The following is a 24,009-nucleotide window of genomic DNA, read 5'->3' as shown; positions in this document are numbered from 1 at the left end:
CGCCGCTCGTGTCCAGCGTGGAGGTCCTGCTCACCCGGTTGGATCCGGACGTGCCCGTCCCGTCGTATGCCCGACCGGGTGACGCGGGGGCCGATCTGGTGACGACCGAGGACGTCGTGCTCGCCCCGGGGGAACGCGTGCTGGTCGGCACCGGCGTCGCGATCGCGCTGCCCCAGGGCTATGCGGGCTTCGTGCACCCCCGCTCCGGGCTCGCCGCCCGGCTCGGTCTCAGCGTGGTGAACACTCCGGGCACGATCGACGCGGGCTACCGCGGCGAGATCAAAGTCTGTTTGATCAACCATGACCCGCGTGAGCCCATCGCGCTGCGCCGCGGCGACCGCGTCGCGCAGCTGGTGGTCCAGCGGGTCGAGCACGCGGTTTTCCGCGAGGTGGCCGAACTGGGACAGACCCAGCGCGGCGCGGGCGGACACGGGTCGACCGGCGGGCACGATGCGCTCGCCGGATCGGCGGGGTCGGGACACAGGACGGAGGACTAGTGGCACTGTTCGGGCGCGGGCGTCGCAAGCGTGAGGCCGAAGAGCCGGTGGGGGTGTCCGAGCACGCGGACGCCGACTTCGACGCCGAGGACGACCTGACGGCGGTCGAGGCCCCCGACGGCCCCTACGACGAGGCCGACGCCCCCGACGACGACTTCCCCCGGCTGGACCTGGGCTCGGTCCGCATCCCGGTCCCCGACGGCGCCCAACTCCAGGTCGAGATGGACCCCGCGGGCCCGGTCCGCGCCGTGCACGTGCTCACCGGGGTCGGCCAGCTCACCCTCAACGCCTACGCCGCCCCCCGCTCCGGCGGCCTGTGGCGCGAAGTGTGCGGGGAACTCGCCGAGCAGCTGCGCGGCGACGGCGCCACGGTCCGCAGCGCGGCGGGCGACTGGGGCCAGGAGCTGATCGCCAGCCTCGGCGAGGTCTCCCTGCGCTTCGTCGGCGTCGACGGCCCCCGCTGGATGCTGCGCGGCGTCGTCGCGGGCCCCCCGGAGATCGCCGAGACCAGCGCGAGAGCTTTGCGTGAGCTGGTGCGGAACACGGTGGTTGTTCGTGGTTCGGCACCGATGCCGGTCCGCACCCCACTCCAGATCGACCTGCCCCCGGCCATCGCCGAGCACATCGCCGCCCAGAACCAGGTTCAGTAGCTCCCCTAGCCGTGGCGACGTTCGGCTCGACAGAAGTGAATGAGAAACACCGTTTCGGTTCGTGAACCCGCAGGTCAACAAGTGTCTTCCCCGCGCACGCGGGGCTGTTCCCGCCTGCCGCCCTTGCCGCCGGCCGCGCCGGCCGTCTTCCCCGCGCACGCGGGGCTGTTCCGCGTTGCTGTTGCTGGCCGACCGTGCGAAAGCTGTCTTCCCCGCGCACGCGGGGCTGTTCCGGACGCGTGCTGCACCCGGTGCAACTCGCCGTCGTCTTCCCCGCGCACGCGGGGCTGTTCCCGCGCCCTGATCGAACTGGCCGAGCGGCGCGACCGTCTTCCCCGGGCACGCGGGGTTCGGTGGGTCAGTAGCGCAGGCGGGCGCGGAGCCAGCCGAGGACGGCGGCGCGGCCCAGGGCGGCGGGGTCCGCGCCGATGATTTCCAGGCGAGTCGAGCACAGTTCCGCCGTGGGGAGGGCCGCCGCCCAGGTTCTGGCCACTTCCGCCGGGTGGACCGGGTCGTCTGTGCAGGCGGCGATGCCGGTGGGGACGTCCAGGCCCGCCAGTTGTTCCGAGGTCGGGGCGGGGCAGGCCGCCGCGGCCTCCAGGGAGTCCGCCAGGCCGTCGCCGTAGGCGGTCCAGGCTCGGGTCAGCTCCTCGGCCAGCCAGGGGGCCACGCCGCGCACGGCCGAGGCGAGGGCGGCGGTGGTGCCGCGGGCGCGGACGTCGGCGGCGCTGTAGGTGGCGGCCAACGCGGCGGGGGCGCCGTCGGCGGCGCCGCACCAGCCGGGGAGGGCCAGCAGCAGGCCCGCGCACCGGGCCGGGTTGCGGGCCGCCCATGAGGCCGCGAGGTGGGCGCCGAGGGAGATGCCGCCCGCGATGATCGGGCCAGCCGCCGCTGCCTCGTCCAGGGCCGCCAGATGGGCTCCCACCAGGTCCGGGCCGGGCACCGGGACAGGCGTGACGACCGGCACGCCCACGACGGCCAGCGGCGCCTTGAAAACCGACCGGACGAACACGTCGTCCGACCCCGTTCCGGGTAAGAGGACGGCCGTGTGCCGGGTGTTCAGCGGCTGGGTCACACTCACGTTCCGATCCTTGTCCCGGTAGTGGGGCGCGCGGTTACGCTGATTGTGCATGGGGCGGTAGTCGGGGCCGGCCCCCACCACAGGAGATGACTGCGCATGGGCGGCACCAAGGGGGACGGATACTGGCACCGTCTCGTCAAGAAACTCACCACGGACGTGGAAGAGCTTGACGCGGACGACCTGTCCACGCGGGCCGAGGCGCAGGGCGCCCAGCGCGCGTGCGACTGCCGATCGGGTGAAGAAGTCACCGTGTTCGGCCGTTTACGCAGTGTGGAGTTGTGTCCGAGGGACGCGGCGGCCACCTTGGAGGCCGAGTTGTTCGACGGGACCGAGGGCGTGACACTAGTCTGGCTCGGGCGACGTCGGATACCCGGCATCGAGCCCGGCCGCACGGTCAAGGCCCACGGCCGGATCGCGGTCCGCGACGGTCGCAAGGTGCTCTACAACCCGTACTACGAGCTGCAGACGGCTCCATGACGAAACCGGTCATATGACGAAACCGGCCGCTGAGGTCAACCAGTCCGGCGAACCCGCGGGCAGCGACGACGCTGCCGCGACCGCCCGCCCAGACTCCGCCGAACCAGCCGAATCAGCCGAGTCGGACGCTGTCGAGCCGTCGGAGAGCGCGCCGACGCTGCTGGAGCAGATGGGCGGCGTCAGCGGCCTGATCTACTCGTCGGTGCCGGTCGTGGTGTTCGTCTTGACGAACGCGTTCTTCGGGCTCACGGCGGCCATCTGGAGCGCCCTGGGCGCGGCGATGGCGATCACCGTGCTGCGGATCGTGCGCAAGGAGCCGCTGCAACCGGCGATCTCCGGGTTCTTCGGCGTGGGCATCGCCGCCTTCATCGCCTACCAGACCGGGTCGGCGAAGGGGTTCTTCCTCTTCGGGATCTGGACGAGCCTGGTCTACGGCGGCGTCTTCGCCCTGTCGGTGCTGGTGCGGTGGCCGCTGGTCGGCGTCATCTGGTCCGCCCTCAACGGCTACGGCCAGGGCTGGCGGCAGGACAAGGTCGCGCGCCTCGGGTACGACATCGCCACCCTGACCTTCGTGGCCGTCTTCGCCGCGCGCTACATCGTGCAGAAGTGGCTCTACGACGAAGACCTCACCGGCTGGCTCGCGTTCGCCCGCCTCGCCATGGGCTACCCGCTGTTCGCCGTCGCGCTGGCGGTGACCGTGTGGGCGGTCCGCAGGGCGCAGCGCAGGATGGCCGAGCTTGAGGAGTCCGCGGAGGACAGCGACGAGGCCGTCGAGGCGGCCCTGCGCGCCAAGTACGGAGAGCCCGCCTGAGGGGCCGCTCCGCCGTTCTTCACCGCCTGGGTCTTCCCGCGCGGTCGTTCCCGCACCGCTTCCCTGAGGCCGCCGCCCACCCGGGCGGCGGCCTCCGCGCTGTCCTTTCCTGCGCTGTCCTTTCCGGTGCTGTCCTCGCCGATGCTGTCTCTGCCGGTGCTGTCCGCGCCGGTCGCGGTTCCGTTTCGGGGCCGTCACTTTTCCGCCACCCGAAGGCCAGCCCGGTCGCGTAGACTTACGGTTACGTAACCGTAGGGACGTCTTGGGGGAGACGCCGGAGAAGTTGAGGTACCCAACCAGTGACGACCACTCTTGAGACTCCCCCCGCGCCCACGCAGGGTCCGAAACCGCTGCTCGGCCGCCGTCGCGGCGGCGTGGAGCAGCTCGGCGTCCAGCTGTTCGTGACCATCCCGCTGCTGGCGCTGGCCGCGGCCGTGCCGTTCGCCTGGGGCTGGGGCCTCGGCTGGTCGGACGTGGCCATCGGCGCCGCGTTCTTCGTGTTCACCGGCCTCGGCGTCACCATCGGCTACCACCGGTTCTTCACCCACGGCTCGTTCCGCGCGAAGCGGTGGCTCAAGGTGCTGCTCGCGGTCGCGGGCGGGATGTCCGCGCAGGGCTCGGTCACCGAATGGGTCGCCGACCACCGCCGCCACCACGCCTTCTCCGACCGAGAGGGCGACCCGCACTCCCCGTGGCTGTTCGGCACCGGCCCGATCGCGGTCGCCAAGGGCTTCTGGCACGCGCACATGGGCTGGCTGTTCGACCGCGACCGCACCAACGTCGAGCGCTTCGCCCCCGACCTGCTCGCCGACCCCGACCTGCGCAAGGTCGACCAGCTGTTCCCGCTGCTGACCGTCGTGTCGATGCTGCTCCCCGCGGCCATCGGCGGCCTGGTCACCTGGTCCTGGTGGGGCGCGCTGACCGCGTTCTTCTGGGCCGGGATCGTCCGTGTCGCCCTGCTGCACCACGTGACCTGGTCGGTGAACTCGATCTGCCACATGATCGGCGAGCGCCCGTTCAAGTCCCGCGACAAGGCAGCCAACTTCTGGCCGCTGGCCCTGGTGAGCTTCGGCGAGTCCTGGCACAACTCCCACCACGCCGACCCGACCTCGGCCCGGCACGGCGTCCTGCGCGGCCAGCTCGACATCTCCGCCCGGATCATCTGGGCGTTCGAGAAGCTCGGCTGGGCCTGGAACGTCCGCTGGCCCACCCAGGAGCGCATCGCCAAGCTGCGCGTCGACGCCGCGTGACCCGCTGACCCGCTGACAGGTAAGGGCCGCCTTCCGTGATGCCGGAAGGCGTCTCTTACTGTTTGCCGTTAACCGCGCGCCGTTAGTGGCCCAAGGCTTTCCTGATCTCGCCCTCGACGTCCGCCGAGGCGACGAACAGCAGCTCGTCGCCGCCCTCCAGCGGGTCGTCGGCCTGCGGGACGATCACCCGGCCGCCGCGCAGGATGGTCACCAGGGCGGCGTCGCGGGGGAGGTGGACCTCGCGGACGGGCCTGCCCGCCCACGGCGTGTCCGCGGGCAGGGTCATCTCGACCAGGTTCGCCTGGCCCTGGCGCAGGGTCAGCAACTGCACCAGGCCGCCCACGCTCACCGCTTCCTCGACCATGGCCGCCAGGACCCGGGGGGTGGAGACGGCCACGTCGACGCCCCAGGCTCCGGTGAACAGCCACTCGTTGGCCGGGTCGTTCACCCGGGCGACGACGCGGCGGACGGCGAAGACGGTCTTGGCCAGCAGGGACACGACCAGGTTGACCTTGTCGTCGCCGGTGGCCGCGATGACGCAGTCGCACAGCTGCAAGCCCGCGTCCTCCAGCGATGCCAGCTCGCAGGCGTCGGCCAGGACCCATTCGGCCTGCTCGACGGTGTGCGGCTCGAACTGCTTGGCCTCGCGCTCGATCAGCATGACCTGGTGGTCGCCGCTGACCAGCTCGGCGGCGATGGAGCGGCCCACGGCCCCGGCCCCGGCGATCGCGACCCGCATCAGTGTCCCTCCTCCGGCGCCTGCGCCGCGGCCGCCGTGACGTCGCTGAGGGTCCCCGACAGCGCCGCGATGTAGAGCTGGTCGTCGGCCTGGATCACGGTCTTGGTCTCGGGCAGCACGCCGGTGCCGAAGCGCATCACGAACGCCACCCGGCAGCCGGTGGCGGCCTGGAACTCCTTCACCGTGCGCCCGACCCAGCCCTCGTGCAGCGGGACCTGCAGCAGCGCCACCTTGCCCGTCGGATCGCGCCACGCCGAGGCGACGCCGTCGGGGAGCAGGGTGCGCAGCAGGCGGTCGGTCGTCCACGGCACCGTCGCCACCGTGGGGATGCCCAGGCGCTCGTAGACCTCGGCGCGCTTGGGGTCGTAGATGCGCGCGACGACGTGCTCGACGCCGAAGGTCTCCCGGGCCACCCGGGCGGAGATGATGTTGGAGTTGTCGCCGCTGGAGACCGCGGCGAACGCGCCCGCGCGCTCGATGCCCGCCTCGATCATCACCTGCCGGTCGAACCCGGTGCCGACGACCTGCTGGCCGTGGAAGTCGGCGCCGAGCCTGCGGAAAGCCTGGGCGTCCTTGTCGATCACGGCCACAGAGTGGTCCAGCCGCTCCAGCGCGGCGGCCATGGAGGCCCCCACGCGGCCGCAGCCCATGATCACCACGTGCACGACCAGCCTCCTGTCCACTGTCCACTCGTCGAGTGACACTCTCACCGAGTGACAGTGAGGAACCTACCGGTGGCTGCTCCGAAACGGTGACGGGACCGCCTACGCTGTGCCTCCGTGTCCAAGTTCTCAACGGCGGCGAAACGGCTGCTCGTCGGACGGCCGTTCCGCAGCGACCGACTGGCGCACACGCTGCTGCCCAAGCGCATCGCGCTGCCGGTGTTCGCCTCCGACGCGATGTCGTCGGTGGCCTACGCGCCGGAAGAGATCTTCCTGATGCTGTCGGTGGCGGGCCTGTCGGCGTACGCGTTCGCGCCGTGGGTCGGGGTGGTGGTCGTCGTCGTGATGCTCACCGTCGTCGCCAGCTACCGGCAGAACGTCCGCGCCTACCCCTCCGGCGGCGGTGACTACGAGGTCGCCACGGTCAACCTGGGCAGACGAGCCGGGCTCACCGTCGCCAGCGCCCTGCTCGTGGACTACGTGCTCACCGTGGCGGTGTCCATCGCCTCGGCCGCGGCCAACATCGGCTCGGCTGTCCCGTTCGTGGCCACCCACAAGGTCGAGTTCGCGGTCCTCGCGATCGCGGTGCTCACCGCGATCAACCTGCGCGGCATCCGCGAGTCCGGCGCCGCGTTCGCGATCCCCACCTACGCCTTCATGGTCGGGATCATGGGCATGATCGGCTACGGCCTGTTCCGCGGTTTCGTCCTCAACGAGGACATGCCAGCCGAGAGCGCGAACCTGGAGCTGCACGCGGAGAACGGCGACCTGATGGGCCTGGCCCTGGTCTTCCTGGTGCTGCGCGCGTTCTCCTCCGGCTGCGCCGCGCTCACCGGCGTCGAGGCCATCAGCAACGGCGTCCCCGCCTTCCGCAAGCCCAAGTCGAAGAACGCGGCCACGACGCTGCTGCTGATGGGGGGCATCGCGGTGGTCATGCTGATGGGCCTGATCGTGCTCGCCCAGCTCACCGGCGTGCGGGTCGCCGAGGACCCGGCCACCCAGCTGGTGAACGCGCCCCCCGGCTACGAGCAGAAGACGATGGTCGCCCAGATCGCGGGCGCGGTGTTCGAAGGCTTCCCGGTCGGGTTCTTCTTCATCACCATCGTGACCGCGCTGATCCTCGTGCTGGCCGCGAACACCGCGTTCAACGGCTTCCCGGTCCTCGGCTCGATCCTCGCCCAGGACCGCTACCTGCCCCGGCAGCTGCACACCCGGGGCGACCGGCTGGCCTTCTCCAACGGCATCATCGGCCTCGCCGGGTTCGCGATCGTTCTGGTCATCGCGTTCGACGCCGAGGTCACCAAGCTCATCCAGCTCTACATCGTTGGCGTGTTCGTGTCGTTCACGATGAGCCAGACCGGCATGATCCGGCACTGGAACCGGCTGCTGGCCACCGAGACCGACCCGGCGGAGCGGCGGCGGATGCGGCGCGCGCAGGCCATCAACGGCTTCGGCCTGGCGATGACCGGCTCGGTCCTGGTGGTCGTGCTGATCACCAAGTTCCTGCTCGGCGCGTGGATCGCGATCGCGGCCATGGCCGCCATCTACGCGCTGATGACCGCGATCCGCAAGCACTACGACCGGGTCAACGAGGAGCTTGCCCGCGCCGAGGGCGAGCGGGTGTTCGTGCTGCCCTCGCGCATCCACACCATCGTGCTGGTGTCCAAGCTGCACCTGCCGACCCGCCGCGCCCTGGCCTACGCCCGCGCCACCCGGCCGGACGTGATCGAGGCGATCACCGTCAACGTCGACGACGTCGACACCAAGCGCCTGGTCGCCGAGTGGGACAAGGAGAACTTCTCCGTGCCGCTCAAGGTGATCGAGTCGCCGTACCGCGAGATCACCAAGCCCGTGCTGGACTATGTGAAGCGGGTGCGCACCGACAACCCGCGCGACGTGGTCACCGTGTTCATCCCCGAGTACGTCGTGGGCCACTGGTGGGAGCAGTTCCTGCACAACCAGAGCGCGCTGCGGCTCAAGGGCAGGCTGCTGTTCCAGCCCGGGGTCATGGTGACCAGCGTGCCGTGGCAGCTCGCGTCGTCGGAGAAGGTCACCGACCGCGAGGTGGTCGCCCCCGGCGCCATCCGTCGCGGATTCACCTTGGATAGAAGCAAGGCCAATGGCAGTAGTAAGGACGACGACAAGGACAAACACAAGTGACGGACTGGACAGGCAAGCGCTTCGAGGTCGAGGTCGGCGCGGTCGCCCACGGCGGGCACTGCGTCGCCCGCGCCGAGGGGCGGGTGGTGTTCGTCCGGCACGCGCTGCCCGGGGAGCGGGTAGTGGTGGAGATCACCGAGGACAAGGGCGGCTCGTTCTGCCGCGGCGACGCGGTCGAGGTGCTGACCCCCTCCCCCGAGCGGGTGGTCCCGCCGTGCCCGGTGGCCGTGCCGGGCGGCTGCGGCGGCTGCGACTGGCAGCACGCCTCCGGGCCGGAGCAGCGCAGGCTCAAGGCGGCGGTCGTCGCAGAGCAGCTGCGGCGGCTCGCCGGGCTCGACTGGGACGTCGAGGTCGAGGAGCTGGCTGGCGGGCTGACGCACTGGCGCACCCGCACCCGGCTCGCCGTCGACCGCGGGGGCCGCGTCGGGTTCCGCGCGCACCGCAGCCACCGCGTCGTGCCGGTGCTGGACTGCGTGATCGCCGCGCCGGGCACGGTCGACGTGCTGGCCAACCGCGAGTGGACCCCGGGCGCGGAACTGGAGGTCGCGGTGGACGCCACCGGCCGCACCCACGCCAGCGAGCTGCTGCCGGACAAGGGGCGGCTGCGCAGCGGCAAGCCGGTGCTGGCGCCGCACCGGGTGCTGGGCTCGGCCACGGTGGTCGAGCGGGCGGCGCGCCGGGAGTGGCGGCTGTCCGCGCACGGGTTCTGGCAGGTCCACCCGGACGCCGCCGACGTCCTGGCCGAGGTCGTCGGGGAGTGGTCCGGGGCGGGCGAGGGAGACGCGGCGTGGGACCTCTACGCCGGGGTCGGCCTGTTCGCCTCGGTGCTGGCAGCACAGGTCGGTCCACAAGGGACAGTGGTGGCGGTGGAATCGTCCCGCCGGGCGGCAGAAGACGGCGCGGATAACCTGGCAGACCTGCCGCAGACCCGGATATTCGCGGGCAAGGTCGAGGACGTCCTCGCCGACGCGGACCTGCCCGCGCCCCGCACGGTCGTGCTCGACCCGCCCCGCAAGGGCGCGGGCCGCGAGGTGGTCGAGGCGATCGCCGCCCGCTCCCCCGACCGGGTCGTCTACGTCGCGTGCGACCCGGCGGCCCTGGCCAGGGACGTGGCCTCCTTCGCCGAGCACGGCTACGGCCTGACCCGCCTGCGCGCGTTCGACACGTTCCCGATGACCCACCACGTGGAATGCGTCGCCCTGCTGGAGCGGCGGTGAGCCGGGTCGCGGTCGTCACCGGGGCCAACCGGGGCATCGGCTTCGCGGTCGCGCGCGCCCTCGCCGCGCGCGGGGACACCGTCGTCCTGGGCTCCCGCGACATCGAACGCGGCCGGGCGGCTGCGGCCCGGATCACGGGCCGGGTGCTGCCCCGCGCGCTCGACGTCACCGGCGACCCGCGCGGCCTGGTCGCTGAGCTCGCCGACGAGGTGGGCCGGGTGGACGTGCTGGTCAACAACGCCGCGATCCACTACGACACCGGCCAGCGACCGTCCACAGCGGACCTGGAGATCGTCGAGGAAGCCTGGCGCACCAACGCTTTGGGCGCTTGGGCGTGCACCCAGGCGTTCCTGCCCCTGCTGCGCCGCGCCCGCTCCGCCCGGGTGGTGATGGTCTCCAGCGAGGGCGGCTCCCTGGCGGGCATGGGCGCGTCGACGCCCGCCTACGCGGTGACCAAGGCCGCGTTGAACGCCATCACCCGTTCCTTCGCGGCGGACCTGGCGGGGGAGGGCATCCTGGTCAACGCCGTCTGCCCCGGCTGGGTCGCCACGGACATGGGCGGCCCCGGCGGCGGCCCGGTCGAGTCCGGCGCCGCCAGCGTCCTGTGGGCGGCCGACCTGCCCGACAACGGCCCCACCGGCGGGTTCTTCCGCCATGGGGAACCGCTGCCCTGGTAGACCGCCCGGCAGGCACTTGCCAGGCAGCGGCTTCGCCGGTCATTAGCCCCGGTCAGGTCACCGCACTGGTTGGGTCGCCGTGCTGCTCAAGTCGCCGTGCTGGTGGTCACCGCGCTGCTCAAGTCACCGCGCTGGTCTGGTCACTGGGTTGCCCAGGCCACCGAGGTGGTCAGGTCACTGGGCTGGTGGCGGGGTGAACCGCTGGGGCGGGCCGTCCGGTGGCGGAAACCCTTGCGGGGGTGGAAAACCGCGGCCGGGGGTCGGCGCTGGTCCCTGTGGCGGCCTGCCGCCGGGGTGCGGCGGGCTCGCGTGCCTGCCGCCGCCGTCCGGGCGGGGCGGGGGGCCGCTGGGCGCGCCGGGATTCGGCGGTCCCTGGGGCGGGCGGCCGCCTGAGTGCTGGCCCGGCTGACCCGCGGGCGGTCGGCCGGGACCGCCGGGCCACGAGCCGCCCGGCTGCCCGGCACCCGCGTGCTGTCCGCTCCGGTGGTGAGCCGGGATCGGCTGGCCCGGGCCGGGGTGGCCGCCGCCCGCCTGGCCGGGACCGTGCTGGCCACCGACTGGTTGACCACTGCCTGGTTGACCGCTGCCGGGCCCACCGCTGGTCGGCTGGCCCGTCGGGAGGCCGTCGGTTTGCTGTGGAGCGTCGGCGGCGTGCTTGCCCGCGGTGGGGAGTTCGATGCCGCCGGGCGGGGTGTGGGCGGCCTGGGTCTCGCTCGACACCGCGGGGGGCAGGCCCGCGCGGGCGCGGAACCAGTCCGGGATGAACTCCTCCGAGCGGGGGAAGGTCCGCAACTCGTCGGCGAAGCCGATCGGGGGCGGGACGCGGCGCCAGGCGGGTTCGACGTCCGGCTCGAACTCGCAGGCGAACGCGCCGGGTGGCTCGATCTCGTACACCGCGCTGAGCCACGTGCCCCGGCCCGGCCGGTACATGCCCGCCCGGATCCGGCCCAGGCCCTCCACGACCTCCATCGGCGGGCGCACCGGGTGCGGGGCGTCCTCGCCCGCGCTGGTGACGAGCACGTCGACCTCGATGTGTCTGCCCGCCGAACGGTATTCGGCGCGGATGCGCTGCCAGTCCGGGCCCGCCGCGCGCACCAGCGCGCGGCCGACTTCCTTGGTGAGCCTGGCGAGTTCCGCCTGCTCCATCACCGGGCCTGGCTCGGTCATAGCTGTCCCCCCGTGCGCGGTTCGTCCCCCTGTGTCGCGGGGAAACCCTACCCGGTGGCGGCCGTGGAGATCGTCGGGTTGGGACCGAACGACAGTCCCAACTCGAACGGGTGAACGCCCCACGCGTCCACCGCGAACCTGGTCAGGTGGCCCACGGCCCGCAGCCGGGCGTCGTCGCTCGGCGCCGCGAGCAGTTGGCCGTCGCCGTCGACCGGCTGGTCGTCCACCCAGATCGGGGCGCCCACCGGCACCGGGGACGCCTCCACGACGGAGAACACCTCCTGCCCGTTCGGGTGCGGGCGCACCATGGACAGCAGGCACGGCCGCAGGGGAACCGTCCAGCCCCCGGACTCGACGGCGAGGAACTCGCCGCGCTGGGCGGCGGCGAGCACGCACTCGCCGATCCACTCGTACAGCTCGGCGAGCGCCGCATCGGTGATCGCGGCCCGCGCCTGCTCCTCGGTGGCAGGCTCCAGGTCGTGGTTCTCCGCGGCGATGCCGCCGCCCTCGGACCGGAACCGCTCCAGGAGCAGCATCGTGCCCCCGGCCGCGTTGAGCATGGCGCACTCCCGGTAGCGGCGGGTGTCGACCTCCGCGCGGGAGACCACGCCCCGGCCGAGCCGGGCCAGGGTGGCGGCCGGGTCCTTCATCCGCCAGTACGACACCAGCCCGCCGTCGTGCCACACCGGCAGATACCCGGCCAGCGGCAGACCGAGCGCCACGGACACCAGCATGTCGCCCACCTCGGCGGGCGATTTCGGAGCATCGGGCTGGACTGGGCGCGGCTGCGCGGACTGCGCCTGCGGCGGGGGCACCTGCGGAGGCTGTGTCCGCGGCGGGACCTCCTGTGCCGGTGGGGCCGGTGCCTGCTGTGGAACTGGTGCGGCGTGTGGAACGGGCGCGGCCGGTGGAAGGGGTGCTGGCTGCGGAACGGGTGCCCGCTGTGGGAGGGGTGCTGGCCGCGGCATGGGCGCAGCCGGTGGAGCCGGGACCGCCTGCGGGGCCGGGTGCGCCCGCTGCGGCGGTGGGGCCGGGTCGAACTCCGGCAGCTGGGCGAAGCCCGGGTCGACGCGGGCCGTGGCGACCGTGCGGTGCGCCCAGGCGCGGACGCGGGTGAGGGGGTGGTCCGGGAAGCGCGCGTCCCAGGCCGGGTCGTCCGCGGCGCTCGCGGGCAGGTCCGGGGCGTACGGGTGCGCGATGACCATGCCCTGCGGGCCCACCTGGGCCATGACCGCCGCCTCCCGTGTCCCGGTGACCGGCCCCTCGGCCGCGATCAGCTTGAGCACCGCGCCGCAGGCGGCCTTCGGGAACGTGAAGCTGCCGACGAACGTCACCCCCGCCGGTCGCCCCGGCTGCGGCAGCTTGACGATCTGGAACAGGGCGGGCACCGAGTCCACCGCCAGCACCCACGCCTCGACCAGGGCCGCGCCCTGGGCCGCGCACGCCGCCGCCATCGCCCGGCGCAGGCCTGCCTGGTCGCGCAGGGAGCCGGGCAGGTCGGGGACCAGGTTGAAGTAGTGCAACTGGACGACGTCGCCGCCCGCGGCCTGCCAGGTGCTCGGGTCGGTCTGGCGCAGGCCGGTCGTGTCGAATGCGATGGGCACCCGGCCGAGCATAGGGAGATCTTGTGCGCGGATTGCGCCGATTGTGCGGATGTGGGCGACGCCTCCGAGTGGCGGCCTTCCGCCACTCGTAGACTGGATCGAGGTCTGGATCGAGCCGGTTAGTGGCGAGAACTCGGCCCAGAGCAGGAGACCAGCCGTTTGACCACAGGACGAGGTGACGACGCGTGACCCTGCTGGAGTCTGTGCACGGACCGGCCGATCTGCGGCGGATGACCGCCGACGAGCTGGATCGGCTGGCCGTCGAGATCCGGTCGTTCCTGGTTGACAAGGTCACCAGGACCGGGGGCCACCTCGGCCCCAACCTCGGGGTCGTCGAGCTGACGATCGCGTTGCACCGGGTGTTCGACTCGCCACACGACCCGCTGATCTACGACGTGGGCCACCAGGGCTACGTCCACAAGATCCTCACCGGCCGCCGCGACGCGTTCGACGACCTGCGCCAGCAGGGCGGCATCTCCGGGTACCCGTGCCGCGACGAGAGCGAGCACGACCTGGTGGAGAACAGCCACGCCTCCACCGCGCTGTCCTACGCCGACGGCCTGGCCAAGGCCTTCGAGCTGCGCGGCGAGCGGCGCAGCGTGGTCGCCGTGGTCGGCGACGGCGCGCTGACCGGCGGCATGTGCTGGGAGGCGCTGAACAACATCGCCGCAGGCACCGACCGGTCGGTCGTCATCGTGGTCAACGACAACGGCCGCTCCTACTCCCCGACGATCGGCGGCCTCGCCGACCACCTCGCCTCGCTGCGGCTGCGCCCCGGCTACGAGCGCGCGCTGGAGGGCGGCAAGCGCGTCCTGCAGGGCACCCCCGTGGTCGGCAAGCCGCTCTACGCCGCGCTGCACGCCGCCAAGCGCGGCATCAAGGACGCGCTGAGCCCGCAGGCGATGTTCGAGGACCTGGGCCTGAAGTACCTCGGCCCGGTCGACGGCCACGACTTCGAGGTCCTCGACGGCGCGCTGCGCCGGGCCAAGGACTTCGGCGGGCCGGTGATCGTGCACGTGGTCACCCGCAAGGGCAACGGCTACCCGCTGGCCGAGAACGACGAGCTCGACCAGATGCACCAGACCGACCCGATCGACCCGGTCACCGGCAAGCCCCGCAAGTCCAAGGGCACCGTGTGGACCTCGGTGTTCGCCGACGAGCTCGCCAAGATCGGCGCCGAGCGCGAGGACGTGGTGGCGATCACCGCGGCGATGCTGCGCTCCACCGGCCTCGCCCCGTTCGCCGAGCGGTTCCCGGACCGCTGCTTCGACGTGGGCATCGCCGAGCAGCACGCCATCACCTCGGCGGCGGGCATGGCGATGGCGGGCCTGCACCCGGTGGTCGCGATCTACTCGACGTTCCTCAACCGCGCCTTCGACCAGCTGCTGATGGACGTGGCCCTGCACAAGCAGCCGGTCACCGTGGTGCTCGACCGGGCTGGTGTCACCGGCCCGGACGGCCCCAGCCACCACGGCATGTGGGACCTGTCGATCCTCGGGGTGATCCCCGGCATCCACATCGCCGCCCCGCGCGACGCGGCGACGCTGCGCGAGGAGCTGCGCGAGGCGGTCGCCATCGACGACGGCCCGTCGGTCCTGCGGTTCCCGAAGGCCACCGTGGGCGAGGACATCGCCGCGGTCGAGCGGCTCGGCTCGGTCGACGTGCTGCGCCGCCCGGCCGAGGGCGAGAGCCCGGATGTCCTGCTGGTCACGGTCGGCTCGTTCGCCGCCCTCGGGCTCGCGGCCGCGGAGCGGCTGGCCGACCAGGGCATCGGGGTCACCGTGGCCGACCCGCGCTGGGTGGCCCCGGTCCCGGGCGAGCTGGCGGGGCTGGCCGCGGGCCACCGGCTCGTCGTCACGGTCGAGGACAGCGGCAGGCACGGCGGGTTCGGCTGGGCGCTCGCGGCGCTGCTGCGCGACGCCAACGTCGACGTGCCGCTGCGCGACCTGGGCATCCCCAACGAGTTCCACACCCACGGCACCCGCGACGAGGTCCTGGTCCGGCTCGGGCTCACCGCGCAGGATGTGGCGCTGCGGGTCACCGGGTGGGCCTCGGACCTGATCAGCCAGCCGACCGCGGGCGTGCTCGCCCAAGACCGGGATTTGAACTAGCGGGGGCCCTTCCGCCGCACGGTATGATTATGTGTACGGCTGAATAAGTATTCGGCTATTCATGCGTGCGGCGGAAGGAGCCTGCTGTGGCGTCACCGGGTCCGAAGGGTTTTCGCGCTTGGACGACGAACCTGGGCGTCAAGGACGACGCCGACGACTTCGCGGTCGTGGTCTCCGAGACGCCCGCCGCGGTGTCGGCGGTGTTCACCCGGTCCCGGTTCGCTGGCCCGAGCGTCCTGCTCAGCCGGGAAGCCGCGGCGTCGGGCGCCGCGCGCGGGGTCGTCGTGATCTCCCGCAACGCCAACGTCGCCACCGGCGACGAAGGGCTGGCCAACGCGCGTGAGGTCCGCGCCCGAGTCGCCGAGGCAGGCGGGTTCGACCCCGACGACCTGCTGATCGCCTCCACCGGGGTGATCGGCCGCCAGTACCCGATGGACCGGGTTCGGGCCGGGCTGACCCGGCTGCCGTGGCCGCTGCCGGAGGCCCACCTGCCCGCGGTCGCGCGCGCGATCATGACCACCGACACGGTGGCCAAGCACGCGGTCCTGCGCTGCGGCGCGGCCACCATCGCCGCGGTCGCCAAGGGCGTCGGCATGATCGAGCCGAACATGGCGACCCTGCTCACCTTCTTCTTCACCGACGCCGAACTGGACCAGCCGGTGCTGGACCAGGTGTTCCGGCGGGTGATGGACCGCACATTCAACGCGCTGAGCATCGACACCGACACCTCCACCAGCGACAGCGCGGCCATCCTCGCCAACGGCGCGGCCGGGCCGGTCGACGTCGCCGAGTTCGAGGCCGCGCTGCACGAGGTGGCGCTGAGCCTGGTGCGGCTGATCGCCTCAGACGGCGAGGGCGCCAGCAAGCTCATCGAGGTCCGGGTGCTCGGCGCGCGCGACGACGCGCAGGCCAAACGGGTCGGCAAGACCGTGGTGAACTCGCCGCTGGTCAAGACCGCTGTCCACGGCGCCGACCCGAACTGGGGCCGGGTGGCCATGGCCGTGGGCAAGTGCGAGGACGACCTGGACATCGACCCGACGAAGGTCGTGATCCGGTTCGGCGACGTGGAGACCTACCCGGTTCCCTCGACAGAGGAGGTCCTGGCCGCGGCGACCAGGCACCTCAAGGGCGACGAGGTGGTCATCACCGTCGACCTGGGCATCGCCGACGGCGCGTTCACCGTCTACGGCTGCGACCTGACCGACGGGTACATCCGGATCAACGCCGACTACACGACCTGAGCCGGGCGTCTCAGGGGAGCCTGCGGACCGTGCCGTAGGCCTTGGCCGCGACCTGGCGCTCGTAGTCGGCGCGCTGGGCGCGGTCGAGGGTGCGCGGCACGCCGAGAGTGGCGGCCCGCCAGTACAGCTCGCAGCCCCACTCCAGCAGCAGCGTGCGCGACAGCGCCGCGTCGAGGTCCGGGCCGTGGGTGATGCCGCCGTGGTTGGCCATCAGCGCCGCGGTCCGCCCGTCCAGCGCGGCCAGCACAGCCTCGGCGAGCTCGGTGGTCCCGAACGTCCGGTACGGGGCCACCGGGACGGTGCCGCCCAGCTCCATGAGCTGGTAGTGCACGCACGGCAGCTCGTCCAAGACCAGCGACAGCGCGGTGGCCATCGGCGCGTGCGTGTGCACCACGGCCCCGGCTCGGTAGCGCCGGTAGACGCCCAGGTGCAGGTCCAGCTCGGAGGTGGGCGCGAACGTGCCCTCCACCACCTCGCCGCCGGGGTCGATCACGGTGATGAGCTCCGCGCGCAGGTCGGCCAGGCGCGCGCCGGTCGGGGTGATCGCGATGAGGTCGCCCTGGCGGGCGCTGACGTTTCCCGCCGTGCCCAGGACCAGTCCCTCGGCCGCCAGCCGCCGGGACGCGGTGGCCACCTGTTCCCGCAACGCGCGCAGCATCATGGCTCGATCATGCCCAATCGGGACGCTCACCCCGAGGGTGTGGCACCTTTGTGTGGTGCGGATTCTGATCGTGGAGGACGAGGAAGCCCTCGCCGAGGCCGTCGCGCGCGGCCTGCGGCGGGAGGGCATGGCCGTCGACGTCGCCCTGGACGGTGACGAAGGGCACGAGAAGGCCACCATCACCCGGTACGACGTCGTGGTGCTCGACCGGGACCTGCCCGGGATGCACGGCGACCAGCTCTGCCGCGAGATCGTCGCCTCCGGCGCGCTGACCAGGGTGCTGATGCTCACCGCCAGCGACGCGGTCGCCGACCGGGTGGAGGGGCTGTCGCTGGGCGCGGACGACTACCTGGCCAAGCCGTTCGCGTTCCCCGAGCTGGTCGCGCGGGTGCGCGCGCTGGCCAGGCGGGCCACGCCGGTGACCCCGCCGGTGCTGGTCGCAGGCGATGTGGAGCTGGACCCGGCGCGCCGCACGGTCTCCCGGGCGGGCAAGCCGGTGGAGCTGACCCGCAAGGAGTTCGGCGTCCTGGAGGTGCTGCTCGCCGCGCGCGGGTCGGTGGTGAGCAGCGAGGAGCTGCTGGAGCGGGTCTGGGACGAGAACGCCGACCCGTTCACCACGACGGTGCGGGTCACGGTGATGACCCTGCGCAAGAAGCTCGGCGAGCCCGGCGTCATCGACACCGTGGTCGGCTCCGGCTACCGGGTCTCCCCGACCGTCGGCGAGCGCGGCGGCTCCGCTGGGCAGAGCGGTGTCGGTGGACAGGACAGCGGCGCGGGGTGACCGACCGCAGGCGCGGCATCGGCCTGCGCGCGAAGGTCACGCTGCTGGCCACCGGGCTCGTGGCCGCGGTCAGCGTGCTGCTGCTGTGGCTGGCCTGGCTGCTGGCGGGCGGGGTGGCCGCCTCGGTGCCGTCGCTGCCTGAGGGCAGCACGGTCGTGGTGGGCGGCGTGCGGGTGGCCGCCGAGCAGCTGGCCGAGGCGCTGGCGCGGGACGCGCGGGACCGGGTGCTGCTCGCGGGCTCGGTGGCCTTCGTCTGCGTCGTGCTGGCCACCGCGCTGCTGGCCTGGGCGGTCACCGGCCGGGTCCTGCGCCCGCTGCGCGAGGTCACCGCGACCGCACACCGGCTGTCGGTGGAGTCCCTGGGCGAGCGCATCGGGCACCAGGGCGCGCGGGACGAGGTCGCCGAGCTGGCCGACACCTTCGACGCGATGCTGGACCGGCTGCAGGCGGCGTTCTCCGCGCAGCGGCAGTTCGTCGCCAACGCCAGCCACGAGCTGCGCACCCCGCTGGCGGTGATTCGCACCGAGCTGGAGGTGACCCTCGCCGACCCGGACGCCGACGTGGCCGAGCTGCGGCGGATGGCCGAGGTGGTCCGCGCAGCGACCCTGCGCGCGGGCGAGCTGGTCGAGGCCCTGCTGGTGCTGGCCCGCACCGACGGCCTCGGCGTCGGCGCCACCGGCCCGGTCGACCTGCCCGCGGTGGTGGCGGGCGCGTGGCGCTCGGCCCGCGCCGAGGCGGAGCGCCGGGGCATCACGGCCCGCTTCCACGACGGGCACGCCAGCGTGGTCGGCGACGCCGCCCTGCTCGAACGGGTGGCGGGCAACCTGCTGGAGAACGCCGTGCGGCACAACGTGGACGGCGGATGGATCGAGGTCCGCACGTCCTGCGGGCCACAGTGGTCGACGCTGGAGGTCGCCTCGTCGGGCGCGGTCGTGCCGCCGGAACGCGTCGCGGAGCTTTTCGAGCCTTTCCGCCGCGGCGGTGTGGACCGCACATCGCACACCGGAACCGGGTTGGGCCTGTCTATCGTGCGCGCGGTAGCCAGGGCTCACGGCGGCACGGTAAGCGCGGAACCGGTGCCGGGCGGCGGTTTGCGCGTCACGGTCACTTTCCCGACTTCGTGACGCGCCGGGCGAGGGACTGGGCGTCGCCGGGGGCCTTCACCTTCATGTCGTTGTCGAAGTAGACGTACACGTCCCCGGCTCTACGCCATTTCTTGACCTTCTTAGCCCAAGAGTCCAGGGCGGAATCGGTGTAACCGCTGGCGTACAGCTCCTTGTCGCCGTGCAGGCGGACATAGACGAAGTCGGCTGTCACGTCGTCCAGGTAAGGCCACCTCCCGGCGGTGTCCGCGACGACAAGAGCAATGTTGTTGTCCCGTAAGAGGTCCACGAACTCGCGGTTCGCGAAAGCGGGATTGCGCACTTCCATCGCGTGCCGCAGCGGCCGGTCGGCGTCGGTCTCGGTCCACTGTCGACCGTCCATGCGCTCGTCGTGCCGCTTGGCGAGGGCGGCGGCTTCCTCAGTGGTGCGTGGCAGGGCGTGGAAGAACTCGGCGAGGACGTCCGGTTCGTACTTGAAGTTCTCCGGCAACTGCCACAGCACCGGCCCCAGCTTCGCGCCCAGCGCCAGCACACCGGACGCGAAGAAGTTCGCCAACGGCGTGTCGGAGTCCTTGAGGCGCTTCATGTGCGTGATGAACCGGGGGCCCTTCACCGAGAACACGAAGTCCTCCGGCGTCTCGTCCCGCCACCGCCGGTAGCTCTCCGGCCGCTGCAGCGAATAGAACGAGCCGTTGATCTCGATCGATCCCACCTGCCGCGACAGGTACTCCAGCTCCCGCCGCTGCGGCAGGCCCTTCGGGTAGAACGTCCCGCGCCACGGCGGATAGAGCCACCCGGACGTTCCGATCCAGACCCTTCCTGTCACCTCTTCATCGTCGGTTACGCGGCCGCCGCCCGCACACGGCCCGCCAGCTTCTCGGCGTCGCCGGGCGCGGCGGCGGCCATGGTGTTGTCGAAGTACACATAGACGTCCCGCTCGTGCCGCCACCGGCACACACGGTCCGCCCAGAGGTCCAAGGCGGTGTCGCTGTAGGCGCTCTTATACAGCTCGGTGTCGCCGTGCAGGCGCAGGTAAGCGAAGTCCGCGGTGTCGGTAAGCAGGCTCGGCCAGACGCCCGGGCTGTCGGACACGACCAGGGCAACGCCATGCGCGGCGAGCAGGTCGGCGACCTCGTCGCGGGCGAAGCTGGGGTGCCGCACCTCCAGCGCGTGCCGCTGGTCGCGGGGGAGCACCCGCAGGAACCCGCCCAGCACCTCGGGGTCGAACCGCAGCGACGCCGGGACCTGCCACAGGATCGGGCCCAGCTTCTCGCCCAGCTCCAGGACGCCCGAGCCGAAGAACTCCGCCACCGGCTCCTCTGCCGACCGCAGCCGCCGCACGTGCGTCACCAGCCGCGGCCCCTTGACCGCGAACACGAACCCGTCCGGCGCCAGGTCGCGCCAGCGCCGGAAATCCGCGGGCTTGCGGGGGCCGTAAAACGTCCCGTTGATCTCGATGGTGTCGACCCGCCGGGACAGGTACGGCAGCTCCTGCCGGTGCGGGAGACCCGGCGGGTAATAGACCTTCCGCCACTCCGGATAGACCCACCCCGACGTCCCGATCCGCACCCGCCCGGTCTTGATCATCACTCGATGGTGCAACAGTCGATCAAGTCCCGCAGAACGGGAAGCCCCCGGCGCGCACGCGCGTCGAGGGCTTCCCGAGGCAAAGCTCTTACGCGGTCGGGACCGACGCCACGCCGGGAGCCAGGAACGGCTTGCCGTTGACCTTCTCCGAGATGCCCGCGCGGTCCAGGTACGGGGTGATGCCGCCCAGCCAGAACGGCCAGCCGCCGCCGAGGATCATGCACAGGTCGATGTCCTGCGCCTCGGCGACCACGCCCTCGTCGAGCATGATCCGGATCTCCTCGGCCACGCCCTCCAGCACCCGGGCGCGGACCTGCTCGCCGGTCAGCTCGACCGAGCCGAACTCCCAGAGCGCCTGGACCTCGGGGTCGACGGTCTGGTTGCCCGCGTCGTCCCACGTCCACACCGCGGTCTTGCCCGCGGCGACGAAGCGCTTCATGTTCTCCGACACGCCGAAGCGGTCGGGGAACGCGTTGTGCATCGTCTCGGCCACGTGCAGCGCCACCGGGGCGCCGACCAGCTGCAGCAGCACCAGCGGGCTCATCGGCAGGCCAAGCGGCTCCACCGCGCGGTCGGCCACCTCGAACGGGGTGCCCTCGTCGATCGCCTTGACGACCTCGCCCATGAACCGGGTCAGCAGCCGGTTGACCACGAACGCGGGCGCGTCCTTCACCAGCACCGACGACTTCTTCAGCGACTTGCCCACCGCGAACGCCGTCGCCAGGGTGGCGTCGTCGGTCTGCTCGGCGCGCACGATCTCCAGCAGCGGCATGACCGCGACCGGGTTGAAGAAGTGGAAGCCGACCACGCGCTCGGGGTGCTTGAGCTTCGCGGCCATCTCGGTGATCGACAGCGACGAGGTGTTGGTCGCCAGCACGCACTCCGCGCTGACGTGCTCCTCGACCTCGGCGAAGACCACCTGCTTGACGCCCAGCTCCTCGAACACGGCCTCGATGACGAAGTCCGCGTCGGAGAACGCGGCCTTGTCCAGCGAGCCGCTCACCAGCGCCTTGAGCCGGTTCGCGCCGTCGGCGGAGACCCGGCCCTTGGCGGCGAGCTTGTCGACCTCGGCGTGCACGTAGGACACGCCCTTGTCCACGCGCGCCTGGTCGATGTCGGTGAGCACCACCGGCACCTTGAGCTGGCGGACGAACAGCAGCGCCATCTGGCTGGCCATCAGGCCCGCGCCGACGATGCCGACCTTGCCGACCTTGCGCGCCAGCGACTTGTCCGGCGCGCCTGCCGGGCGCTTGGCCCGCTTCTGCACCAGGTTGAACGAGTACAGCCCGGCCCGCAGCGGGTCGGTCATCAGCACGTCGGCCAGCGCCTCGGTCTCGGCGGCGTAGCCGCGGTCGAGGTCGTTCTCCCTGGCCAGCTCCAGCAGCTCCAGCGCCTTGAGCGCGCCGGGCGAGGCGCCCTTGGTCTTGCCGTGGACGATGCCCTTGGCCCGCTCGACCGCCGCGTCCCATTCCGCGCCGCGGTCGATCTCGCGCCGCTCGACGGTCGCCTTGCCGTTGACGACGTCGGCCGCCCAGAGCAGCGACTGCTCCAGGAAGTCCGCCGACCCCAGCAGCCGGTCGAAGATGCCCAGCTCGTGCGCCTGCTTGGGCTTGAGCATCCGGTTCTGGCTCAGCGCGTTCTCGAAGATCACCGTCACGGCCGCGTCCGGGCCGATCAGGTTCGGCAGCAGCTGCGTGCCGCCCCAGCCGGGGAACAGGCCGAGGAAGACCTCCGGCAGCGCGATCGCGGCCGTGTTGTCTGACAGGGTGCGGTAGTGGCACGACAGCGCGAGCTCGACCCCGCCGCCCATGACCGCGCCGTTGACGAAGGCGAAGGTCGGGATCTCCGACTCGGTGAACCGGCGGAACACGTCGTGCCCGGTCTGGGCGATGTCCAGCGCTGTCGCCCGGTCGGAGATCTGCTCGACGCCGGACAGGTCGGCGCCGACGGCGAAGATGAACGGCTTGCCGGTGACCGCGATCGCGGCGGGCTCGGCGGCGAACGCCTCGTCCAGCGCGGCGTTGAGGCTCACCAGGCTCTGCGGCCCGAAGGTCGAGGGCCGGGTGTGGTCGTGGCCGTTGTCGATCGTGATCAGCGCGACCGGCTTGGCCAGGCCGGGCACCTTCACCAGGCGAGTGACCGCCTTGGTGACGACCTCGTCCGGGAAGGCCTTCTCGGCCTGCTCCTGCGTCAGCATCAGTTGTCGCCCCCGTTCCAGTTGGGGTTCTCCCAGATCACGGTGCCGCCCATGCCGATGCCGATGCACATCGAGGTCAGGCCGTAGCGCACGTCCGGGCGCTCGGCGAACTGGCGGGACAGCTGCGTCATCAGCCGCACGCCCGAGGACGCCAGCGGGTGCCCGCAGGCGATCGCGCCGCCCCACTGGTTGACCCGCGGGTCGTCGTCGGCGATGCCGAAGTGGTCGAGGAACGCGAGCACCTGCACGGCGAACGCCTCGTTCAGCTCGAACAGGCCGATGTCGTCGATGGTCAGCCCGGCGCGCTTGAGCGCCTTCTCCGTGGCCGGGACCGGGCCGATGCCCATGACCTCCGGCTCGACGCCGACGAAGGAGAAGCCGACCAGGCGCATCCCGACCGGCAGGCCGAGCTCGCGGGCGGTCTCCTCCTCGGCCAGGATGCAGCCGGTCGCGCCGTCGTTGAGACCGGCCGCGTTGCCCGCGGTGACCCGGCCGTGCGGCCGGAACGGGGTCTTGAGGCTCGCCAGCTGCTCCACGGTGGTGCCCGGGCGCGGCGGCTCGTCCTCGGTGGCCAGGCCCCAGCCCAGCTCGGCGGAGCGGGTCGACACGGGGACCAGCTCGGGGCCGATCTTGCCCGCCTTCACCGCGTCGGCGTACTTCTCCTGGCTGCGCGCGGCGTAGGCGTCGCAGCGCTGCTTGGTCAGCTGCGGGTAGCGGTCGTGCACGTTCTCCGCGGTCTGCCCCATGACCAGCGCGGTCGGGTCGACCAGCTTGTCGGCCACGATGCGCGGGTTCGGGTCGACGCCCTCGCCCATCGGGTGGCGGCCCATGTGCTCGACCCCGCCCGCGATCACCACGTCGTACGCGCCGAACGCGATGCCGCTGGCGCTGGTGGTGACCGCGGTCATCGCGCCAGCGCACATCCGGTCGATGGCGTAGCCGGGCACCGACTTCGGCAGCCCGGAGAGCAGCGCGGCGGTGCGGCCGATGGTCAGCCCCTGGTCGCCGATCTGGGTCGTCGCGGCGATGGCGACCTCGTCCACGCGCTCCGGCGGCAGCTCGGGGTGCCTGCGCAGCAGTTCACGGATGACCTTCACGACGAGATCGTCGGCGCGCGTCTCCGCGTAGATGCCTTTCGGGCCTGCCTTGCCGAACGGCGTCCGCACGCCGTCGACGAAGACCACGTTCCGAACGGCGCGCGCGGCTGCGGAAGCAGCGGGTGCGGCCACGGGGTGCTCCTTAGACTCTTGGGCTACCAATCGGTAACAAGGCTTAGCCTACCGCTTGTTACCGGCGGGTAACTACCTTTGCGCCCCTATGGTGTGGCTCACATCCC

Annotated in this window: 22 protein-coding genes; 12 read left to right on the top strand and 10 right to left on the bottom strand. The window is 72.2% G+C overall.

Annotation, left to right across the window (positions count from 1 at the left end):
* The first annotated feature begins 8 nt into the window (after window positions 1-8).
* Together dut and BLS56_RS06155 are read left to right on the top strand one after the other, a co-directional pair.
* Window positions 9-497, top strand: coding sequence for a dUTP diphosphatase (dut, locus tag BLS56_RS06160; protein ID WP_091448957.1), 489 nt, complete (start codon window positions 9-11; stop codon window positions 495-497).
* Entirely contained in the window at window positions 497-1,147 is a 651-nt protein-coding gene (locus tag BLS56_RS06155) for a DUF3710 domain-containing protein (RefSeq protein WP_091448956.1), read from the top strand. Before dut ends, BLS56_RS06155 begins: the two co-directional genes overlap by 1 nt.
* Window positions 1,148-1,505: 358 nt before the next feature.
* Here the strand turns inward: BLS56_RS06155 and BLS56_RS06150 are convergent, their stop codons facing one another.
* Window positions 1,506-2,228, bottom strand: coding sequence for an alpha/beta fold hydrolase (locus BLS56_RS06150; protein ID WP_091448955.1), 723 nt, complete (start codon window positions 2,226-2,228; stop codon window positions 1,506-1,508).
* Window positions 2,229-2,324: 96 nt separating this feature from the next.
* Between BLS56_RS06150 and BLS56_RS06145 the strand changes: the two genes are divergently transcribed.
* The 3 genes from BLS56_RS06145 (at window position 2,325) to BLS56_RS06135 (ending at window position 4,766) form a co-directional block, all read left to right on the top strand.
* Complete coding sequence (locus tag BLS56_RS06145) at window positions 2,325-2,705, top strand: OB-fold nucleic acid binding domain-containing protein (RefSeq protein ID WP_091448954.1); 381 nt, start codon at window positions 2,325-2,327, stop codon at window positions 2,703-2,705.
* 13 nt (window positions 2,706-2,718) lie between these two features.
* Entirely contained in the window at window positions 2,719-3,516 is a 798-nt protein-coding gene (locus tag BLS56_RS06140) for a DUF3159 domain-containing protein (RefSeq protein ID WP_091448953.1), read from the top strand.
* Window positions 3,517-3,815: 299 nt separating this feature from the next.
* Window positions 3,816-4,766: an acyl-CoA desaturase gene (locus BLS56_RS06135; protein WP_091448952.1), complete on the top strand. Its 951-nt coding sequence runs from the start codon at window positions 3,816-3,818 to the stop codon at window positions 4,764-4,766.
* 82 nt (window positions 4,767-4,848) lie between these two features.
* On the opposite strand, the gene BLS56_RS06130 is transcribed toward BLS56_RS06135, so the two are convergent.
* Both BLS56_RS06130 and BLS56_RS06125 read right to left on the bottom strand, forming a co-directional pair.
* On the bottom strand, window positions 4,849-5,505 hold the full coding sequence (locus tag BLS56_RS06130) for a potassium channel family protein (RefSeq protein WP_091448951.1): 657 nt from the start codon (window positions 5,503-5,505) through the stop codon (window positions 4,849-4,851).
* On the bottom strand, window positions 5,505-6,170 hold the full coding sequence (locus BLS56_RS06125) for a potassium channel family protein (protein ID WP_091449269.1): 666 nt from the start codon (window positions 6,168-6,170) through the stop codon (window positions 5,505-5,507). The genes BLS56_RS06130 and BLS56_RS06125 overlap by 1 nt, the downstream gene beginning before the upstream one ends.
* Before the next feature lie 114 nt (window positions 6,171-6,284).
* On the opposite strand from BLS56_RS06125, the gene BLS56_RS06120 reads away from it, so the two are divergent.
* The 3 genes from BLS56_RS06120 to BLS56_RS06110 are packed head-to-tail and all read left to right on the top strand — an operon-like array spanning window position 6,285 to window position 10,221.
* Window positions 6,285-8,327, top strand: a complete 2,043-nt coding sequence (locus BLS56_RS06120; RefSeq protein ID WP_091448950.1) for an APC family permease — start codon at window positions 6,285-6,287, stop codon at window positions 8,325-8,327.
* Entirely contained in the window at window positions 8,324-9,544 is a 1,221-nt protein-coding gene (locus BLS56_RS06115; protein ID WP_091448949.1) for a class I SAM-dependent RNA methyltransferase, read from the top strand. The genes BLS56_RS06120 and BLS56_RS06115 overlap by 4 nt, the downstream gene beginning before the upstream one ends.
* Window positions 9,541-10,221: an SDR family NAD(P)-dependent oxidoreductase gene (locus BLS56_RS06110; protein ID WP_228771419.1), complete on the top strand. Its 681-nt coding sequence runs from the start codon at window positions 9,541-9,543 to the stop codon at window positions 10,219-10,221. Before BLS56_RS06115 ends, BLS56_RS06110 begins: the two co-directional genes overlap by 4 nt.
* Window positions 10,222-10,395: 174 nt before the next feature.
* Here the strand turns inward: BLS56_RS06110 and BLS56_RS06105 are convergent, their stop codons facing one another.
* Window positions 10,396-11,388: a hypothetical protein gene (locus tag BLS56_RS06105; RefSeq protein WP_091448947.1), complete on the bottom strand. Its 993-nt coding sequence runs from the start codon at window positions 11,386-11,388 to the stop codon at window positions 10,396-10,398.
* 47 nt (window positions 11,389-11,435) lie between these two features.
* Window positions 11,436-12,992: a hypothetical protein gene (locus BLS56_RS31275; RefSeq protein WP_175482694.1), complete on the bottom strand. Its 1,557-nt coding sequence runs from the start codon at window positions 12,990-12,992 to the stop codon at window positions 11,436-11,438.
* Window positions 12,993-13,177: 185 nt separating this feature from the next.
* Here BLS56_RS31275 and dxs point away from each other — a divergent pair, with 185 nt between their 5' ends.
* Window positions 13,178-15,103 carry a 1-deoxy-D-xylulose-5-phosphate synthase gene (gene dxs, locus BLS56_RS06095; RefSeq protein ID WP_091448946.1) on the top strand — a complete coding sequence of 642 codons (1,926 nt, stop codon included), beginning with the start codon at window positions 13,178-13,180 and terminating at the stop codon, window positions 15,101-15,103.
* A gap of 86 nt (window positions 15,104-15,189) precedes the next feature.
* Window positions 15,190-16,344 carry a bifunctional glutamate N-acetyltransferase/amino-acid acetyltransferase ArgJ gene (argJ, locus tag BLS56_RS06090; RefSeq protein ID WP_091448945.1) on the top strand — a complete coding sequence of 385 codons (1,155 nt, stop codon included), beginning with the start codon at window positions 15,190-15,192 and terminating at the stop codon, window positions 16,342-16,344.
* Window positions 16,345-16,354: 10 nt separating this feature from the next.
* Here argJ and BLS56_RS06085 read toward each other — a convergent pair whose 3' ends face one another.
* Window positions 16,355-17,035, bottom strand: coding sequence for a class II aldolase/adducin family protein (locus BLS56_RS06085; protein ID WP_324187500.1), 681 nt, complete (start codon window positions 17,033-17,035; stop codon window positions 16,355-16,357).
* A gap of 25 nt (window positions 17,036-17,060) precedes the next feature.
* On the opposite strand from BLS56_RS06085, the gene BLS56_RS06080 reads away from it, so the two are divergent.
* Both BLS56_RS06080 and BLS56_RS06075 read left to right on the top strand, forming a co-directional pair.
* Window positions 17,061-17,786 carry a response regulator transcription factor gene (locus tag BLS56_RS06080; RefSeq protein ID WP_228771418.1) on the top strand — a complete coding sequence of 242 codons (726 nt, stop codon included), beginning with the start codon at window positions 17,061-17,063 and terminating at the stop codon, window positions 17,784-17,786.
* Window positions 17,783-18,910: a sensor histidine kinase gene (locus BLS56_RS06075; protein ID WP_091448943.1), complete on the top strand. Its 1,128-nt coding sequence runs from the start codon at window positions 17,783-17,785 to the stop codon at window positions 18,908-18,910. Before BLS56_RS06080 ends, BLS56_RS06075 begins: the two co-directional genes overlap by 4 nt.
* On the opposite strand, the gene BLS56_RS06070 is transcribed toward BLS56_RS06075, so the two are convergent.
* The 4 genes from BLS56_RS06070 to BLS56_RS06055 form a co-directional block, all read right to left on the bottom strand.
* Window positions 18,891-19,715: a DUF72 domain-containing protein gene (locus BLS56_RS06070; RefSeq protein ID WP_228771417.1), complete on the bottom strand. Its 825-nt coding sequence runs from the start codon at window positions 19,713-19,715 to the stop codon at window positions 18,891-18,893. The two genes, BLS56_RS06075 and BLS56_RS06070, sit on opposite strands and share 20 nt — an antisense overlap.
* A gap of 14 nt (window positions 19,716-19,729) precedes the next feature.
* The gene (locus BLS56_RS06065; RefSeq protein WP_091448942.1) at window positions 19,730-20,476 is read right to left on the bottom strand and encodes a DUF72 domain-containing protein; all 747 of its coding nucleotides are present in this window, start codon (window positions 20,474-20,476) and stop codon (window positions 19,730-19,732) included.
* 88 nt (window positions 20,477-20,564) lie between these two features.
* Window positions 20,565-22,673: a 3-hydroxyacyl-CoA dehydrogenase NAD-binding domain-containing protein gene (locus tag BLS56_RS06060; protein WP_091448941.1), complete on the bottom strand. Its 2,109-nt coding sequence runs from the start codon at window positions 22,671-22,673 to the stop codon at window positions 20,565-20,567.
* The gene (locus BLS56_RS06055) at window positions 22,673-23,902 is read right to left on the bottom strand and encodes a thiolase family protein (RefSeq protein ID WP_091448940.1); all 1,230 of its coding nucleotides are present in this window, start codon (window positions 23,900-23,902) and stop codon (window positions 22,673-22,675) included. The genes BLS56_RS06060 and BLS56_RS06055 overlap by 1 nt, the downstream gene beginning before the upstream one ends.
* Window positions 23,903-24,009 lie beyond the last annotated feature (107 nt).

The sequence above is a fragment of the Actinokineospora iranica genome, from assembly GCF_900101685.1.
GTDB lineage: Bacteria > Actinomycetota > Actinomycetes > Mycobacteriales > Pseudonocardiaceae > Actinokineospora > Actinokineospora iranica.
Note: the sequence above shows the minus strand (reverse complement) of the source record. Positions and strands in the feature narration are given on the sequence as shown.

Bases quoted from the DNA above. Each gene is read 5' to 3' on its own strand.
- BLS56_RS06145 (WP_091448954.1), top strand. From the start codon at position 2,325: ATGGGCGGCACCAAGGGGGACGGATACTGGCACCGTCTCGTCAAGAAA.
- BLS56_RS06140 (WP_091448953.1), top strand. From the start codon at position 2,719: ATGACGAAACCGGCCGCTGAGGTCAACCAGTCCGGCGAACCCGCGGGC.
- BLS56_RS06130 (WP_091448951.1), bottom strand. From the start codon at position 5,505: ATGCGGGTCGCGATCGCCGGGGCCGGGGCCGTGGGCCGCTCCATCGCC.
- BLS56_RS06105 (WP_091448947.1), bottom strand. From the start codon at position 11,388: ATGACCGAGCCAGGCCCGGTGATGGAGCAGGCGGAACTCGCCAGGCTC.
- BLS56_RS06065 (WP_091448942.1), bottom strand. From the start codon at position 20,476: ATGATCAAGACCGGGCGGGTGCGGATCGGGACGTCGGGGTGGGTCTAT.
- BLS56_RS06060 (WP_091448941.1), bottom strand. From the start codon at position 22,673: ATGCTGACGCAGGAGCAGGCCGAGAAGGCCTTCCCGGACGAGGTCGTC.